Source organism: Thiothrix litoralis, assembly GCF_017901135.1.
Classification (GTDB): Bacteria; Pseudomonadota; Gammaproteobacteria; order Thiotrichales; family Thiotrichaceae; genus Thiothrix; species Thiothrix litoralis.
This window is the reverse complement of the sequence record NZ_CP072801.1, coordinates 1,851,039-1,864,037: the sequence shown is the minus strand read 5'-3', so window position 1 is coordinate 1,864,037 and position 12,999 is coordinate 1,851,039. Positions and strand designations below refer to the sequence as shown.

General features: G+C 50.8%; 12 protein-coding genes and 1 pseudogene. 7 read left to right on the top strand and 6 right to left on the bottom strand.

Translation table 11 applies throughout. The features are described from left to right. A complete protein-coding gene (locus J9253_RS08985; RefSeq protein ID WP_210224256.1) occupies nt 1-399 on the bottom strand; it encodes a hypothetical protein in 399 nt (132 codons plus the stop codon). A 21-nt stretch (nt 400-420) separates the two neighbouring features. After that, nucleotides 421-1,767, bottom strand: a complete 1,347-nt coding sequence (locus tag J9253_RS08980) for an IS4 family transposase (protein WP_210221796.1) — start codon at nt 1,765-1,767, stop codon at nt 421-423. A gap of 204 nt (nt 1,768-1,971) precedes the next feature. Between J9253_RS08980 and tnpC the strand changes: the two genes are divergently transcribed. Next, nucleotides 1,972-3,483 carry an IS66 family transposase gene (tnpC, locus tag J9253_RS08975; protein WP_210224255.1) on the top strand — a complete coding sequence of 504 codons (1,512 nt, stop codon included), beginning with the start codon at nt 1,972-1,974 and terminating at the stop codon, nt 3,481-3,483. Nucleotides 3,484-3,503: 20 nt separating this feature from the next. On the opposite strand, the gene J9253_RS08970 is transcribed toward tnpC, so the two are convergent. Beyond that, on the bottom strand, nt 3,504-4,079 hold the full coding sequence (locus J9253_RS08970) for a hypothetical protein (RefSeq protein ID WP_210224254.1): 576 nt from the start codon (nt 4,077-4,079) through the stop codon (nt 3,504-3,506). Nucleotides 4,080-4,444: 365 nt separating this feature from the next. Here J9253_RS08970 and J9253_RS21305 point away from each other — a divergent pair. The 3 genes and pseudogenes from J9253_RS21305 to J9253_RS08955 all read left to right on the top strand — a co-directional run. After that, nucleotides 4,445-4,675, top strand: a pseudogene (locus tag J9253_RS21305) (transglutaminase family protein); the annotation flags it as partial. A 179-nt stretch (nt 4,676-4,854) separates the two neighbouring features. Beyond that, complete coding sequence (locus tag J9253_RS08960) at nt 4,855-6,381, top strand: AAA family ATPase (RefSeq protein WP_210224252.1); 1,527 nt, start codon at nt 4,855-4,857, stop codon at nt 6,379-6,381. Further along, nucleotides 6,378-7,370 carry a zinc-binding metallopeptidase family protein gene (locus tag J9253_RS08955; RefSeq protein ID WP_210224251.1) on the top strand — a complete coding sequence of 331 codons (993 nt, stop codon included), beginning with the start codon at nt 6,378-6,380 and terminating at the stop codon, nt 7,368-7,370. The genes J9253_RS08960 and J9253_RS08955 overlap by 4 nt, the downstream gene beginning before the upstream one ends. Here the strand turns inward: J9253_RS08955 and J9253_RS08950 are convergent. Beyond that, nucleotides 7,356-8,108, bottom strand: coding sequence for a proteasome-type protease (locus J9253_RS08950; protein WP_210224250.1), 753 nt, complete (start codon nt 8,106-8,108; stop codon nt 7,356-7,358). The two genes, J9253_RS08955 and J9253_RS08950, sit on opposite strands and share 15 nt — an antisense overlap. A gap of 126 nt (nt 8,109-8,234) precedes the next feature. Here J9253_RS08950 and J9253_RS08945 point away from each other — a divergent pair, with 126 nt between their 5' ends. From J9253_RS08945 to J9253_RS08935, 3 genes are all read left to right on the top strand, one after another. After that, the gene (locus J9253_RS08945) at nt 8,235-8,963 is read left to right on the top strand and encodes a UDP-2,3-diacylglucosamine diphosphatase (protein WP_210224249.1); all 729 of its coding nucleotides are present in this window, start codon (nt 8,235-8,237) and stop codon (nt 8,961-8,963) included. Nucleotides 8,964-9,047: 84 nt separating this feature from the next. Then, nucleotides 9,048-9,725: a TIGR00153 family protein gene (locus tag J9253_RS08940; RefSeq protein ID WP_210224248.1), complete on the top strand. Its 678-nt coding sequence runs from the start codon at nt 9,048-9,050 to the stop codon at nt 9,723-9,725. A gap of 13 nt (nt 9,726-9,738) precedes the next feature. Then, nucleotides 9,739-11,001, top strand: a complete 1,263-nt coding sequence (locus J9253_RS08935) for an inorganic phosphate transporter (protein ID WP_210224247.1) — start codon at nt 9,739-9,741, stop codon at nt 10,999-11,001. On the opposite strand, the gene phoR is transcribed toward J9253_RS08935, so the two are convergent. Both phoR and phoB read right to left on the bottom strand, forming a co-directional pair. Next, the gene (gene phoR, locus J9253_RS08930; protein WP_210224246.1) at nt 10,998-12,293 is read right to left on the bottom strand and encodes a phosphate regulon sensor histidine kinase PhoR; all 1,296 of its coding nucleotides are present in this window, start codon (nt 12,291-12,293) and stop codon (nt 10,998-11,000) included. The two genes, J9253_RS08935 and phoR, sit on opposite strands and share 4 nt — an antisense overlap. Then, nucleotides 12,293-12,994 (bottom strand): phosphate regulon transcriptional regulator PhoB, encoded by a 702-nt coding sequence (phoB, locus tag J9253_RS08925; RefSeq protein ID WP_210224245.1) that lies wholly within the window; start codon nt 12,992-12,994, stop codon nt 12,293-12,295. Before phoB ends, phoR begins: the two co-directional genes overlap by 1 nt. Between the last annotated feature and the right edge of the window lie 5 nt (nt 12,995-12,999).

The window sequence follows — 12,999 nt, the reverse complement described above, 5'->3', positions numbered from 1 at the left end:
TTATCGTGCACGAACAACTTTATTCATCTCATTAACCAAAGTTTGGTAGTCTTCGGTAAACTTACGCGTGATCGTTGTGAGTGCTGAACCCAGTTCGGTCATGGTGCGGTTAAGCTCCTGTTCCAGTGCTTGATCTATTGCTCTAGTTTGTTTTAAGACAGATTCCTTTGTACTGCTGATGGTTGTTTGAGCGAAATTTTTGATCTGATCTTCTGATTCTTTATAGCCACTCATCATCTGGGCAATGGCTGTTTCAAACGTTTGTAATTGCGCTTGCTGACTGCCTTGCAATTGATGAATAAAGCCATAGAAATCCTCACGAATTTGCGTAACCGAATCAATCAAGGTTGTTTTGATGACTTCTGACTCTCTAGTGAGGTGATCTGATGTTGTTTGCAACGCACCATTAACACCATCTCTTTATACACAAATCAGTCCTTCCCCCAATTCACTAGCCATCTGAATCCCATAAATACAGTCCAGCACCCTTGAGTAGCCCAACCAGATACTTTTAGCTCCCGGTTCGCCATCGCATTTTCTGCCCAGAAAGCCCCCCAGTTCTGCCAGATTGCGGATCACTTGATTGAGGGTAGGTATGCCATCGGGCAGTGCTTTTTTGCCGAGCCGGAAGGATACTTTCCATTCCAGCGGGTCAAACACCAGCTCAGCCGGAAGTTCTGGGCAGGTACGCCCCAACCGCATCAGAAACATAATCCGCCAGGCCACCATGATGTAGAGCGCGAGGGCTTTTTCGATGCGCTCTTTAGTGTCCAGTTGCAGTTTTTCGACGCGACAGCCAACTTTCAGGACATCAAAAAACATTTCGATTTCCCAACGCGCCCGATACCAGTCGATGAGTTCACAAGCGGCATCGGCGGTCTCTACACAACGGTTGGTGACTAAACGCCAAATGAGGGGCGATTTTCCGGCGGGTGGGTTGATTTCTTTGGCTTGAACCAAGGTCAATAGCATCGGGTGCTTGCTCTTGGGACGCAGGGTATAACGTAACACCTTGATTTCCTGTACCACTTTGCGGGCTTTTTCACCCTGCTTGCGCGGTTTGGTAAAGGTGATGCGGGTCAACGCCTGTTGTTGCTCAATGGCATCCCACAGTTTGAGGTCATCTCCTAAGGCACGGTTATGTTGCGCCCGTATCAGCAGGTCAGCCGGGTAATCCAAGGCTTGTGCCCGTTTGAGCAAGTCGTAAAAGTCGCTTTCACGGTCGCCCGTATAGATGAGCCGGTGTCCGGGGCAGCGTGCCGCCAGTTCGGCTACCCGTTCATACCCTTCGATCCAGCGACGGCTTTCTTTGATGCTGGGGTTCGCTTGGTCGGCGGCTTTGCTCAAGCCCCGTGACCACATCCACGTATCGGTGATGCCCAACGGCAGGCGTTCCGGGGTGATACACAAGGTCGGATGCAGGTACATCCCGCGTTGCTTATCGTAGGATAACCGCCCCAAGCCCTCGGTTTCCTGTCCATTGAAGTCCAATTCGGTGGTGTCTTGAATGCACAGGATAATCTTCGAGTCTTGTTGACGGATTCGGCACTCTGTCGCTTCAAAGTGGGATGCCATCAAAGCATCATGGCTCACCGCCTCATTCCAGAAGAAACGGTACGTCGCCAAGGTACTTGACCAACTCTGGCAAGCCTTGGGGAGGCTGGATTGGGGCGCTTTCAGCATGGCATTGAGAATATGGGCGGCGCGTGTTTCGAGGCGCTTGTCTCCCAAATCAAGATCGGTGAGTTCGCTAGATGACCAGTTCATAGGTGAAAATTGCTTATCTTACATCAGCTTGGGACTTGTGTATAAGGAGATGCATTAACACGGGATGAGCTGTCATCAAATTCCGTTGCTGTTTTGATAATGGCATTCGAGAGGTTAGCGGCGCTTTCATTGATGCCTTCTACCAATTGCGATGGTAACTGTTCACGGGCTTGCAACTGCCAGAGTCTGAGCTATGCTTGAAAGATGAACGAGCTAACGATCACCACCGATTTTACTGATATTGCGTTGCCAACCGATTTGGCCACCTCCCAGCAGCTTAACCGTGATCTGCTGACGTTGGTGGTTGCGTTGCAGGCACGGGTAAAACAACTGGAAGCGGAACTGACAGAACTGAAAGAACGCCTGAATGACTCCTCCGCCACCTCCTCTAACCCCCCGTCACGTGACACGCCCGAACAACGCGCCCAACGCGAGCGCAAACCGAAAAGCCCGTTAAAACGCGGCGGTCAGCCAGGACACAGCAAACATGAACGCACCTTGGTGGAGGAATCACGCCTGGATGCTATCCAGCATTACTATCCCGAAGGCTGTTGCCGTTGTGGTGGTCATCTGGTGCTGGAAACCACGCCGAGCCAGCGTCATCAGGTATTTGACCTACCGGAAGTTGCTTATCAAGTAACGGAACACCGCCTGTATGCGGGTACGTGTAGTTGCTGCGGGAAACGTCAGGTAGCCGAGTTACCCGAAGACATCCCCAGCGGGCAGATGGGTGCTGGCTTGATCAGTTGGATCACCCTGATGAACGGGGCGTGCCGCCTGTCCACGCGGCAAATCCAGTTACTGCTGGAAGAACAATGGCAGTTATCCTTCAGTAGCGGTGCGATCAGTGAGGCTACTGCCCCCGTCAGCCGTTGGTTAGCACCCTTATATGCTCAGGCGGGTGATGCAGTGCGTAGCAGCCCGGTGGTAAACGCGGATGAAACCAGTCACTACCGTGGGCGCGAACGTGAATGGTTATGGGTGATGTGTTCGCCACAGGTGGTGTACTTCATGACGCATTACTCACGCGGCAAAGGTGCAGCGGACGAATTGCTGGGAAAATTCAATGGCGTACTCGTGACCGACCAGCACGGCGGCTATAATCACCACCCCAATGAACGACGGCAACTGTGCTGGGCGCACATTATCCGTAAGTTCAAAAAAATAGCACAACGTTACGGGCGTGCAGGCATCTTAGGGAAGCGTTTGCTGCGTCTGGCACGCCTGATTGTCCACTTGCATAACCGCAAGCTCGCAGGTGCTTACTCGGACAGGTTGTACCGGCAACGCATGGATAAACTCCGCGAAGCCTTCCGCCAGACATTGGTAGCAGGTAGCGGCTTACGTCAAGCACAACATCCTGATAAGCCGACTAAAACCGCCAACCAGTGCCAACGCTTACGGGATGATGACCTGATGTTATGGACATTTTTGCGTCATTCCGGTGTTCCTCTGACCAACAATGCTGCCGAACGGGCTATCCGCCCCTATGTCATCTGGCGTAAGACCAGCTTTTTTAGCCAATCTTTCCGAGGTGATCAATTCCGCCCGTTAATACTGACTATCGTGGAAACCTGCAAACGCCTAGGTATCAGCGCTTACCGAATTATCCGCCAAGCGTGTCAGCAGGCATTGGCTAAAAAGCCGGTGACGGTGCGTTTGCCTATTCCCCCTCCGCAAGTATTGAATCCGGTGACTGGACTTATTGCCGCTTAAGGGGGCTGCTCCGTGAACAGTTACGCATCGTTCAACGTTTGTAAGGCATTGATGACTTGTTTACGTTGATCAGCAGCATCACTTCGGTGTAATTTTAAGATGTTGACTAGGCTTGAGTCAGTATTTTCATCACCGATGGATTTGACGATCTGCGCCAAATGTTGATTTTGCACCGTTAAAATGCCTTCGATCGAGTTGTCGCTTTGAGCTAAGCCATCACTGTTTTCTGATGCTTGCTCTTGATTGAGCAAAAAACTCTCAAATGCCTTAAAGGTAATCGACAAAAAAACACCAGTAATACTGGTAAAGAAAGCTGTTTGTAGACCCCAGAGCAGATTCGTAATGGAGTCATTCATCTTTTCGGGCGTTGGATCAAATGCCAATAGACCAATGACAATACCAGCAAAAGTTCCTAAAATACCCAGTGATGATAATAAGGTTGGGATGTAATCAGTAAAAGCCGGTTTTTTTCCGCGTAGCCTCAATATCAGTGCAGCGATGAAAACAGACAAGATTACCCAAAAGAAAATATCCGTAGTTGTTGATGAAAATTCAGGGGTTGGGTCAATTATTTCTTTTAATTTTTCAATAATCATGAGTTGAATCCAATCAATTAGGTTATATTGGGTTGATAGGGAGCAAATCGAGCACTGTGGTACTTAGCCGTCTTACTGAAAAGCCTGTAACAGACCAAACAAGAATCTATTAATCATAAAATAAACAATATCTATTAATGTCATGTGGTCTTCCGCATAGCCCAAAATGTGCATTGATTTTCTTCCAATATGCCCGTTAATTGCGCAAATTTTAACTTAAGAATTAAATCTGCTGCTGTGATCATGCTTACATTTTCTTCATAAAAATTGAAGAGGGTTGACAAAAATGCTGTTGTCTTTCTCTCGTGGCAGCATACTTAACTTGTTTCAACAGTCGTAAGTTATTCCCATCTCCACAAAGCTATAATGGGCGACGTGTGCCGATGAAGTCGACCGGGGTGCATGGTGAGTATGTGGCTGGGGTGCGCTTCCGTGCGTGGCAGCCGCCTTCCGCACTGCATCCGACGATTGGGATTCATGCGCCGCTGGTGTTCGACATCATTGATACCTGGAACGGGCGTTCGGTGGGTGGTTGCACTTACCATGTATCGCATCCGGGCGGGCGTAACTCCGAATCGTTCCCGGTGAATGCGTATTATCCGTATACGTTATACGTTGGATTTGCGTCGGTCGTAAGAAACCCTGAAGAAAATCCTCCCCTAGCCCCTCCTTTTGCAAAGGAGGGGTGCTGGGAAGCATCGCAGCCCTGCAAGCCAGTCTCGCACTCACGCCATTATGCTAAACTGTTCCCATCACTCCGAAGGATAGTCGCAGCATGAAAATCCCCTACGGCGAAAGCAATTTCAAGAAAGTCATCACCGAAGGTTTTGTCTACCTCGACAAGACTGATTACATTCCCCAGTTGGAAGCAGCAGGCAGCCATCTGTTTCTGCTGCGCCCGCGTCGTTTTGGCAAAAGCCTGTTCTTGTCCATGCTGGAATATTATTACGATGTGGCGTATCAGCACGAGTTCGATGCGTTGTTTGGCAAGCTGTACATCGGGCAACAGCCAGCACCACTGCGTAGCAGCTATCAAGTGCTGTTCATGGACTTTAGCGGTATTGATACCGATGCAGGGCATGATGCTGTTTTGCAGCGGTTTACCAGCAAGGTCGATATGCACTTGCAAACGTTTTTGCGCCGCTATGCTTACCCTGACAGTTATCAGGACGCTATTCGGGAAAAGGTAACTCCCGCCGACAAAATGCAGCAATTCGTGGAGTTATTGGGTGAACACAAATTTCTGCTGTTGATCGACGAATACGACCACTTTGCCAATAGCATTTTAGCAGCAGACATGAAGCTATTTCTGCGCATCATGGGCAAAGGTGGCTTCGTGCGTAGCTTTTACGAAACCCTCAAAACGGCTACGCAACGCGGCACCCTCGACCGCCTGTTTGTCACGGGCGTTACCCCCATCATGCTTGATAGTATGACCAGCGGGTTCAATATTGGGCAAAACCTGTCATTGCACGAAGATTTCAACGAAGCCATTGGTTTCACCAAGGCAGAAGTTGCCCGTCTGTTGCAGCCGTTAGTGGATACTTGTTCGGTGGAGTTGGAACAACTGCTGGCTGATGTGACCCGTTGGTACAACGGCTACCGCTTCAACCTCAAGGCATCGGAAACGGTCTACAATGCCAATATGGTGTTGTATTTTGCCAAGAATTTCGACCTGCGCCGCTGTGAATACCCCGATCCGATGATGGATGAAAACATCGCCTCGGATTACGGCAAAATCATGGGCATGTTCAGCATTGGCAACCGCGACACCAATTTTGCGGTGCTGGATGAGCTAATCAACACCGAAGAAGTGACCGCCCAACAACGCCGCAAATTCGAGTTTGACAAAGGTTTTGACCGTGACGATTTTATCAGCCTGTTGGCGTATATGGGGTTTATTACTCTGTACCGCAAAACGCTGGCGGGGGAAACTTTTGTCATCCCCAATTACGCGATTCGCGAATTCTACTTCCATTATTTCAAGGTGGAACTGGAGCGCCGTAACCAGATGAGTATTCCCAACCATACGCTGCGGCTGGCGGTGGAAAAGCTGGCGCTGTACGCCGATATGCAGCCGTTGGTGGATGAAATGGTGCGTGCCTTGCAACTGCTTTCCAACCGCGACGCAAAGGAAGCGGGTTGGTTAGCCAAAAAGCAGGAGGGGCTTGAGCAAGTGCAGGGTTATCTGCAATTGCCGGAGATTGCCGCGCTGCAAAACCTTGCCGCATGGCTACTGGTGACAGATGGTGAACAGGTGGAAGTTGTCCGGGTTGAGTTGGATAAGGTGGGGAACTCATGAGGCGTTTCCACTGTGTCTGCGGGCATGAAGTTTTTTTCGAGGACAGTAAGTGCTCCTCTTGCCATAGCCTGCTAGGGTTTAACCCCGAAACCTTGACAATGGTGGTGTTGAACGAAGATCCCACGCTGCGTGCTTGTGCACTCCGTAATCATCCTGTGGGCTGTAACTGGATGGTGGCTGAGGACGATGATCACGAACAATGCCGCTCTTGCCGTTTGACGCGTACCGTTCCCCAGCAAAATATCCCCATCAACGTTCAACGCTGGAAAGTGCTGGAATATGCTAAACGGCGTTTGGTGTATTCCTTCATTATGTTGGGCTTGCCGGTGGTGAGCCGGGAGCAAGACCCAGACTCAGGCTTGGCGTTTGATTTTCTGGAGGATCAGCGCACCAATCCTTTGGTGAAAAAAAGAGTGGTGTATACCGGGCATCATAATGGCTTGATTACTTTGCATGTTTCCGAGGCGGATGATGCCTATAGGGTGAAAACACGCGAGCAGATGAACGAAAGCTACCGTACTGTACTGGGGCATATGCGCCACGAAATCGGGCATTATTATTGGGATAAGCTGATACGGGATTCGGTGTGGTATCCGCGCTTTCGGCACATGTTCGGGGGCGAGGAAAACTACCGTGAGTCAATGGATAACTATTACGCTTACGGCCCCGTTCCCAATTGGGAGAAGCGCCATATCAGTGCTTATGCCAGCGCCCACCCGTGGGAGGATTGGGCGGAAACCTGGGCGCATTACCTGCATATCATGGATACGCTGGAAACCGCCACAGACTTTGAGGTGATCCATCGGAGCACGTCGCATTCCCGCGACTTCCACCTGTTGATGGGGGAGTGGCGGCAACTGACGCTGATGATGAATGCCCTGAACCGCAGCATGGGGCAGCGCGACCCCTACCCCTTCAGCCTGTCTCGACAGGTGATTGTGAAGCTGCGTTTCATCCACCAATTAGTGGCGGGTTCAGAGAGCGCGTAAGTAGCTGTTCGGCTGCGCCTGACTTTCTTCCAGACGTGGCATGGAGCGGAATGCTTGATTCAAGTGATGTGCCCATTCCTGACGAATAGCCAGTAGATAAGGGTCTTCGGCATCAAACTTGTAATGTTTGGGCGTGGTGAACTGATCGCGTTTGTAGATCAGCACTTCAATCGGTGGCCCTACGCTGGCGTTACTTTTCATGGTGGAGTCCATGGAAATCAGCGAGCAGATGGCGGCATCTTCCAGCGAGGCGTCACGGGTAATGAAACGGTCGAGCACTGGTTTACCGTATTTGCTTTCGCCAATTTGCAGGTAGGGTGTCTCACTGGAAGACGTGATGTAATTTCCCTGCGGATAAATCATGTAAAGGTTTGGTTCGCGCCCTTTGATTTGTCCACCCAAAACCAAAGTGGCATCGGCAATAAAACCGCCTTGCTCATTATGTTTACGAATGAGATTGACCAGAATTTCACCCAAGTAATCCGCAACATCGGCGAGATAAGCCATGTTGTTAATATTTCTGGGCTTGCCCTCGTGAACATCACGCTTGACCTGCTGGATCACGGCCTGGGTGGTGGCGAGGTTGCCCGCACTCAGAATAACCAGGAAACGATCAGGTGTCGTTTCACATTGGTACATCTTGCTGTAGGTACTGACATTATCAATACCCGCATTGGTACGGGAGTCGGATGTCAGGACAAGTCCTGCATCAAGAGAAACGCCTACACAATATGTCATGTTATGTCAGTTCTAGGTAGTTTAAAGTTAGGATAACTTATTAGACTCTGTGCAGCAGGTCAACGTTCTATTAGATTTGTTTTTTAATTTGCGACAAAAAAGTCGATTTATAAATAAAGAGTGCTTATGGTTAGCTGGTTTATTGCTGATTTACATCTTGATACCTCCCGCCCTGCCATCATTCGCTTGCTGATAACATTTCTGCAACAGCTCAAGGGTAGGGCAGATGCACTCTATATTCTGGGGGATCTGTTCGAGTACTGGGTGGGGGATGATGCGTTGGATAGCCCCGCTGCGGCTGGTTTTTTGCCGGTTGTCGCGGAGTTGCGCGAGCTGGTTGATAGCGGAGTCGCGCTGTATTTCATGCACGGCAACCGCGATTTTCTGGTAGGGGAGCAGTTTGCGGCAGCAACGGGCTGCATCTTGTTACCCGAACAGCACCTGATGGATTTATACGGCACCCCGACCCTGTTATTACACGGTGATACCTTGTGTACCGATGATGTGGAATACCAGCAAGTGCGCAAATTGTTCCGCAATCCGCCATGGCAGCAGCAATTTCTGGCCTTACCGCTGGAAGCGCGTATCCGTCAGGCGGAGGCGATGCGGGCGCAAAGCCGCGAGAGTATGCAGGGCAAGGCGGCAGCGATTCTGGACGTGAATCAGCAGGCGGTGGAGGCAGTTTTCCAACAGACGGGCGTTTCTCGCATCATCCACGGGCATACGCATCGCCCAGCGGTACACGATGTGGCGCTGGATGGCAAAATGCTGCAACGGGTAGTGCTAGGGGATTGGCATGAAGATAAAGGCAGTTTTTTGCGGGTGGATGCTGAAAAGATGACGCTAGAATTTTAACATAACCTTAATATTTAGCTTTGATTCAGCTAGCAAGCTCTTCATACTATCCGCGTTTTTTCTAGCTTTGGAAAGGTAAGTGTCATGCCTAAAAACCATATCGCAGGATTGTTCGGCAAATCGCCGATACGTCCCCTTCAAGAGCACATGTATTGTGTTTACAAGGGAATCAAACATTTAATCATACTGGCTGAAGGGATGAATAGCGATGATGAGCAAAAAATTACCGCTGCGCATCAAGCTATTGTGGATAGCGAACATCTCGCGGATGATATGAAAAAGGATTTACGCCATAACTTGCCGCGCGGATTTTTCATGCCAGTCGATCGTCGTGATTTGCTGGATGTGCTGTGGATGCAAGATCAAATCATCAATCAAGCCAAGGATATTGCGGGGATGGTGGTCGGGCGCAAAATGCGTTTGCCAGAAAACATGCAAGAGATTTTCCTAAAATACACCCAACGCTGTGTCGCTTCAGTCAAGCAGGCATTGGAAATCATCAATGAACTGGATGAGTTGCTCGAAACAGGTTTCCGAGGCATGGAAGTCGATCATGTGGAAGAAATGCTCAAGGAATTGAGCCGGATTGAACGTCAAACCGATGAGTGTCAGGTTGAGCTGCGCAAAATCCTGTTTACGCTGGAAGACAGCTTACGCCCGACTGATGTGATGTTTACCTACCGCTTGATTGAGTGGATGGGTAGAGTCGCCGATGATGCCCAACGTGTGGGTAGCCGTTTACAACTGATGCTGGCACGTTAACAGGGGATTTCTGATGGAATTTTTGACTGATACGACGACGATTTATATCGCCCTCGCGGCGATTTTTGGCGTTTTCATGGCATGGGGGATTGGTGCAAATGACGTTGCCAATGCGATGGCGACTTCGGTTGGCTCCAAATCCATTACGATCAAACAGGCGCTGATCATTGCGGCTATTTTTGAATTCGCGGGTGCATACCTTGCGGGTGGGCAGGTGACAGAAACCATCCGTAATGGCTTGGTGGATATGGATGCCTTTAGTGCCAACCCGGAAGTGTTGGTGTGGGGCATGTTAGGCTCACTGTTGGCGGCCGGAACATGGCTATTAGTGGCTAGTTTGCGCGGCTGGCCGGTGTCGACCACGCACAGCATTGTGGGGGCTGTGGTTGGCTTTGCGGCGGTAGGCGTGGGTGTGGATGCGGTTAATTGGGGTACGGTCGGTACGACAGCCATCAGTTGGGTGTTTTCACCGATGATTTCCGGGGTGTTGGCTTTCCTGATTTTTATGAGTCTCCAGAAACTGGTGCTGAATACCAAAAGCCCGCTTCAGAATGCCATCAAGTACGGGCCGTTTTACCTGTTTATGGTGGGTTTCGTACTGTCATTATTGACGATCAAAAAAGGGCTGAAGCACGTTGGCCTGCATCTGGATGGAGGCATGGATCTGGTGCTGTCGGTGGCGGTCGGCATCATGATTGCCTTGCTGGGGCGCTGGCTGATTAGCCGGGTGAAGTTTGATGAGAAAGTGGATAGACGCTCCCATTTCGCCAACGTGGAAAAGATTTTTGCGGTGATGATGATTTTCACGGCATCTGCTATGGCGTTTGCCCATGGCTCCAACGATGTGGCGAATGCGGTAGGGCCAATGGCTGCGGTGATTGATGTGGCGAAAAGTGGTGTCATGGCGGCAAAGTCCAGTGTCCCTTCTTGGGTTTTACTGGTGGGTGCTGTTGGTATCGTGGTCGGTTTGGGGACTTATGGTTATAAGGTCATCCAGACAGTTGGCAACAAAATTACTGAATTGACGCCTACCCGTGGTTTTTCGGCGGAAATCTCCACAGCGATGACGGTGGTGATGGCATCGTATACGGGGATTCCGGTTTCGACTACGCATACCTTGGTGGGCGCGATTCTGGGTGTCGGCTTTGCGCGTGGGATTGCCGCCATTGATCTGCGTGTCGTTGGCGGTATCTTTATGTCGTGGGTGGTAACGCTACCCGCCGGGGCATTGCTGTCGGTGATATTCTTCTATTTGTTGCGCGGGATTTTCGTTTAATCCAAGACCCGCTTGGCTGGAAAGTAAGCCCGGAAGCTGGTGCATCCGGGTTTGCTTGCAATCTTCAAGGTGCCGTTATGCCATTGCATGACGTGCTTCACAATCGCTAAGCCCAACCCTGTGCCGCCACTGGCACGCGAACGCCCTTCATCGACGCGGTAAAAGCGTTCGGTTAGATGCGGTAAATGCTTTTCAGGGATACCGGGGCCATTATCTTCTACGCTGAAACAGGCTTGCCCATCCGCTTCGCTGTGCCACTGGATGCGGATAGTCGTGCCGGGTGGGGTATGCTTGACCGAATTTGCTAGCAGGTTGGTAATGACGCTGTTGATGTCTTTTTCCGAGCCGCAGATGCACAGGTCAGGTTCTATCTGCACTTCCAGACTATGGGTGTCGGCTGCCAGCGTATCGCTGATAGCTTGGATGCTGCTTTCCAACATGGCGGGCATATCGACACGGTTGCCCATCAGTGGCGTGGTTTCTTGGCTTTCCAGCCGTGAAAGTGCCAACATGTCGCTGATGATTTGTTGCATCCGTGCGGCTTGTTCGCGGGATTGCTGTAACGGGGCTAGCAAGTATTCTGGCAATGCCGGGTCTTGCTCAAACAGCTCCATATAGCCAGTCAGCACCGTCAACGGGGTGCGCAATTCGTGGGATGCGTTGGCAATGAAGGCTTTGCGGGTTTTCTGCAATTGCACCCCTTCGCTGATATTGCGCACGCTCAAGACCCGTGAACCACCTTGCAAGGGTAGTAATCTTGCCCGTAAGGTCAGGTTGCTGTTGCGTGGCGAGGGGAATGTCACCTTGCGTTCGCTATTTTCTTCCAGCAGCTTGTGTAAATCGGGGTTGCGCAACAAGGTATCAATGCGCTTTCCCCTGTCGTTATTGTCGATGATACCCAATAACTTTGCCGCTGATTTATTTGCCCATTGGATGTGGTTCTCGGCATCCAGCAAAATCGCCGCATCCGGCAAGGCGGACAGGACATTATCAAAGCGCGTCAGCAGTTCCTGTTGTTTGCGTTTGCGCTCCTGGCTTTTTTGTTGGGATTTGTGGAACAGGTAAGCGATTTGTTCCCAAGCACCATCGCTGTCGGGCATTTCTTCAGGCTTTTGTCCATTGGTAAGCCAGCGCTGTAATTGGTGCAGTTTGTGCAACATCCAGCCGATATAGCTGAGCAGGACAAACACCATAATCGGTAACGGGTAAGGGGTAAACCACGCCACCAGCGCCCCACAGCCAATCACTAAGCCAAAGCGGTAACGCTCGACACTCCAATAATCAACAACCATTACTCACCTGTCGTTTCGGCTGCACTGAACAAGTAACCCGCGCCACGTACCGTTTGGATAACGTGTTCCGTCGCGTAGGTCTTCAAGGTTTTGCGCAAGCGTAATACATGCACATCCACGGTACGTTCTTCGATGTACGTGTTTTGCCCCCACACGAAGTCGAGTAATTGGGCGCGGGAATAGACCTTTTCCGGGTGCTGCATGAAAAATTCCAGCAAACGGTATTCGGTCGTTCCCACATGCACGGGTGTGCCGTCAATGCGCAACTGGTGCGCATCCTGATTGAGTTGCAAGCGTCCGGCGTTAATGATGCGCTGTTCGTCAAAGCCATCGGTGCGGCGCAACAGTGCTTTGATCCGCGCACTCAGGGCTTTGAGTGAGACGGGCTTGACGAGGTAATCATCCGCACCCGCGTCCAGCCCGTGGATCATGTCATCCTCTTCGCTTTTAGCGGTGAGCATGATGATGGGGATGTCGCGGGTTAATGGATCACGGCGGAAACGGCGAATCAGTTCAGGGCCAGACAAATCCGGCAGCATCCAGTCCACCAACATCAGGTCGGGTAACTGGTTTGCTGCCAGATCGCGGGCAGCACGGGCATCGGGCGCTTCCATGACGGCATAGCCTTCCCGCTCCAGTGAGAAGCGGATCATGGCACGGATAGCCGCTTCATCCTCGATACACAGGATGTGTTTTTTCATGAAAC

What these genes read in the sequence shown, in the direction of transcription:
- J9253_RS08960 (WP_210224252.1), top strand. Translation starts at nt 4,855, where the DNA reads ATGAAAATCCCCTACGGCGAAAGCAATTTCAAGAAAGTCATCACCGAA.
- J9253_RS08950 (WP_210224250.1), bottom strand. Translation starts at nt 8,108, where the DNA reads ATGACATATTGTGTAGGCGTTTCTCTTGATGCAGGACTTGTCCTGACA.
- phoR (WP_210224246.1), bottom strand. Translation starts at nt 12,293, where the DNA reads ATGGTTGTTGATTATTGGAGTGTCGAGCGTTACCGCTTTGGCTTAGTG.
- tnpC (WP_210224255.1), top strand. Translation starts at nt 1,972, where the DNA reads ATGAACGAGCTAACGATCACCACCGATTTTACTGATATTGCGTTGCCA.
- J9253_RS08940 (WP_210224248.1), top strand. Translation starts at nt 9,048, where the DNA reads ATGCCTAAAAACCATATCGCAGGATTGTTCGGCAAATCGCCGATACGT.
- J9253_RS08970 (WP_210224254.1), bottom strand. Translation starts at nt 4,079, where the DNA reads ATGATTATTGAAAAATTAAAAGAAATAATTGACCCAACCCCTGAATTT.
- J9253_RS08980 (WP_210221796.1), bottom strand. Translation starts at nt 1,767, where the DNA reads ATGAACTGGTCATCTAGCGAACTCACCGATCTTGATTTGGGAGACAAG.
- J9253_RS08945 (WP_210224249.1), top strand. Translation starts at nt 8,235, where the DNA reads ATGGTTAGCTGGTTTATTGCTGATTTACATCTTGATACCTCCCGCCCT.
- J9253_RS08935 (WP_210224247.1), top strand. Translation starts at nt 9,739, where the DNA reads ATGGAATTTTTGACTGATACGACGACGATTTATATCGCCCTCGCGGCG.
- J9253_RS08955 (WP_210224251.1), top strand. Translation starts at nt 6,378, where the DNA reads ATGAGGCGTTTCCACTGTGTCTGCGGGCATGAAGTTTTTTTCGAGGAC.
- phoB (WP_210224245.1), bottom strand. Translation starts at nt 12,994, where the DNA reads ATGAAAAAACACATCCTGTGTATCGAGGATGAAGCGGCTATCCGTGCC.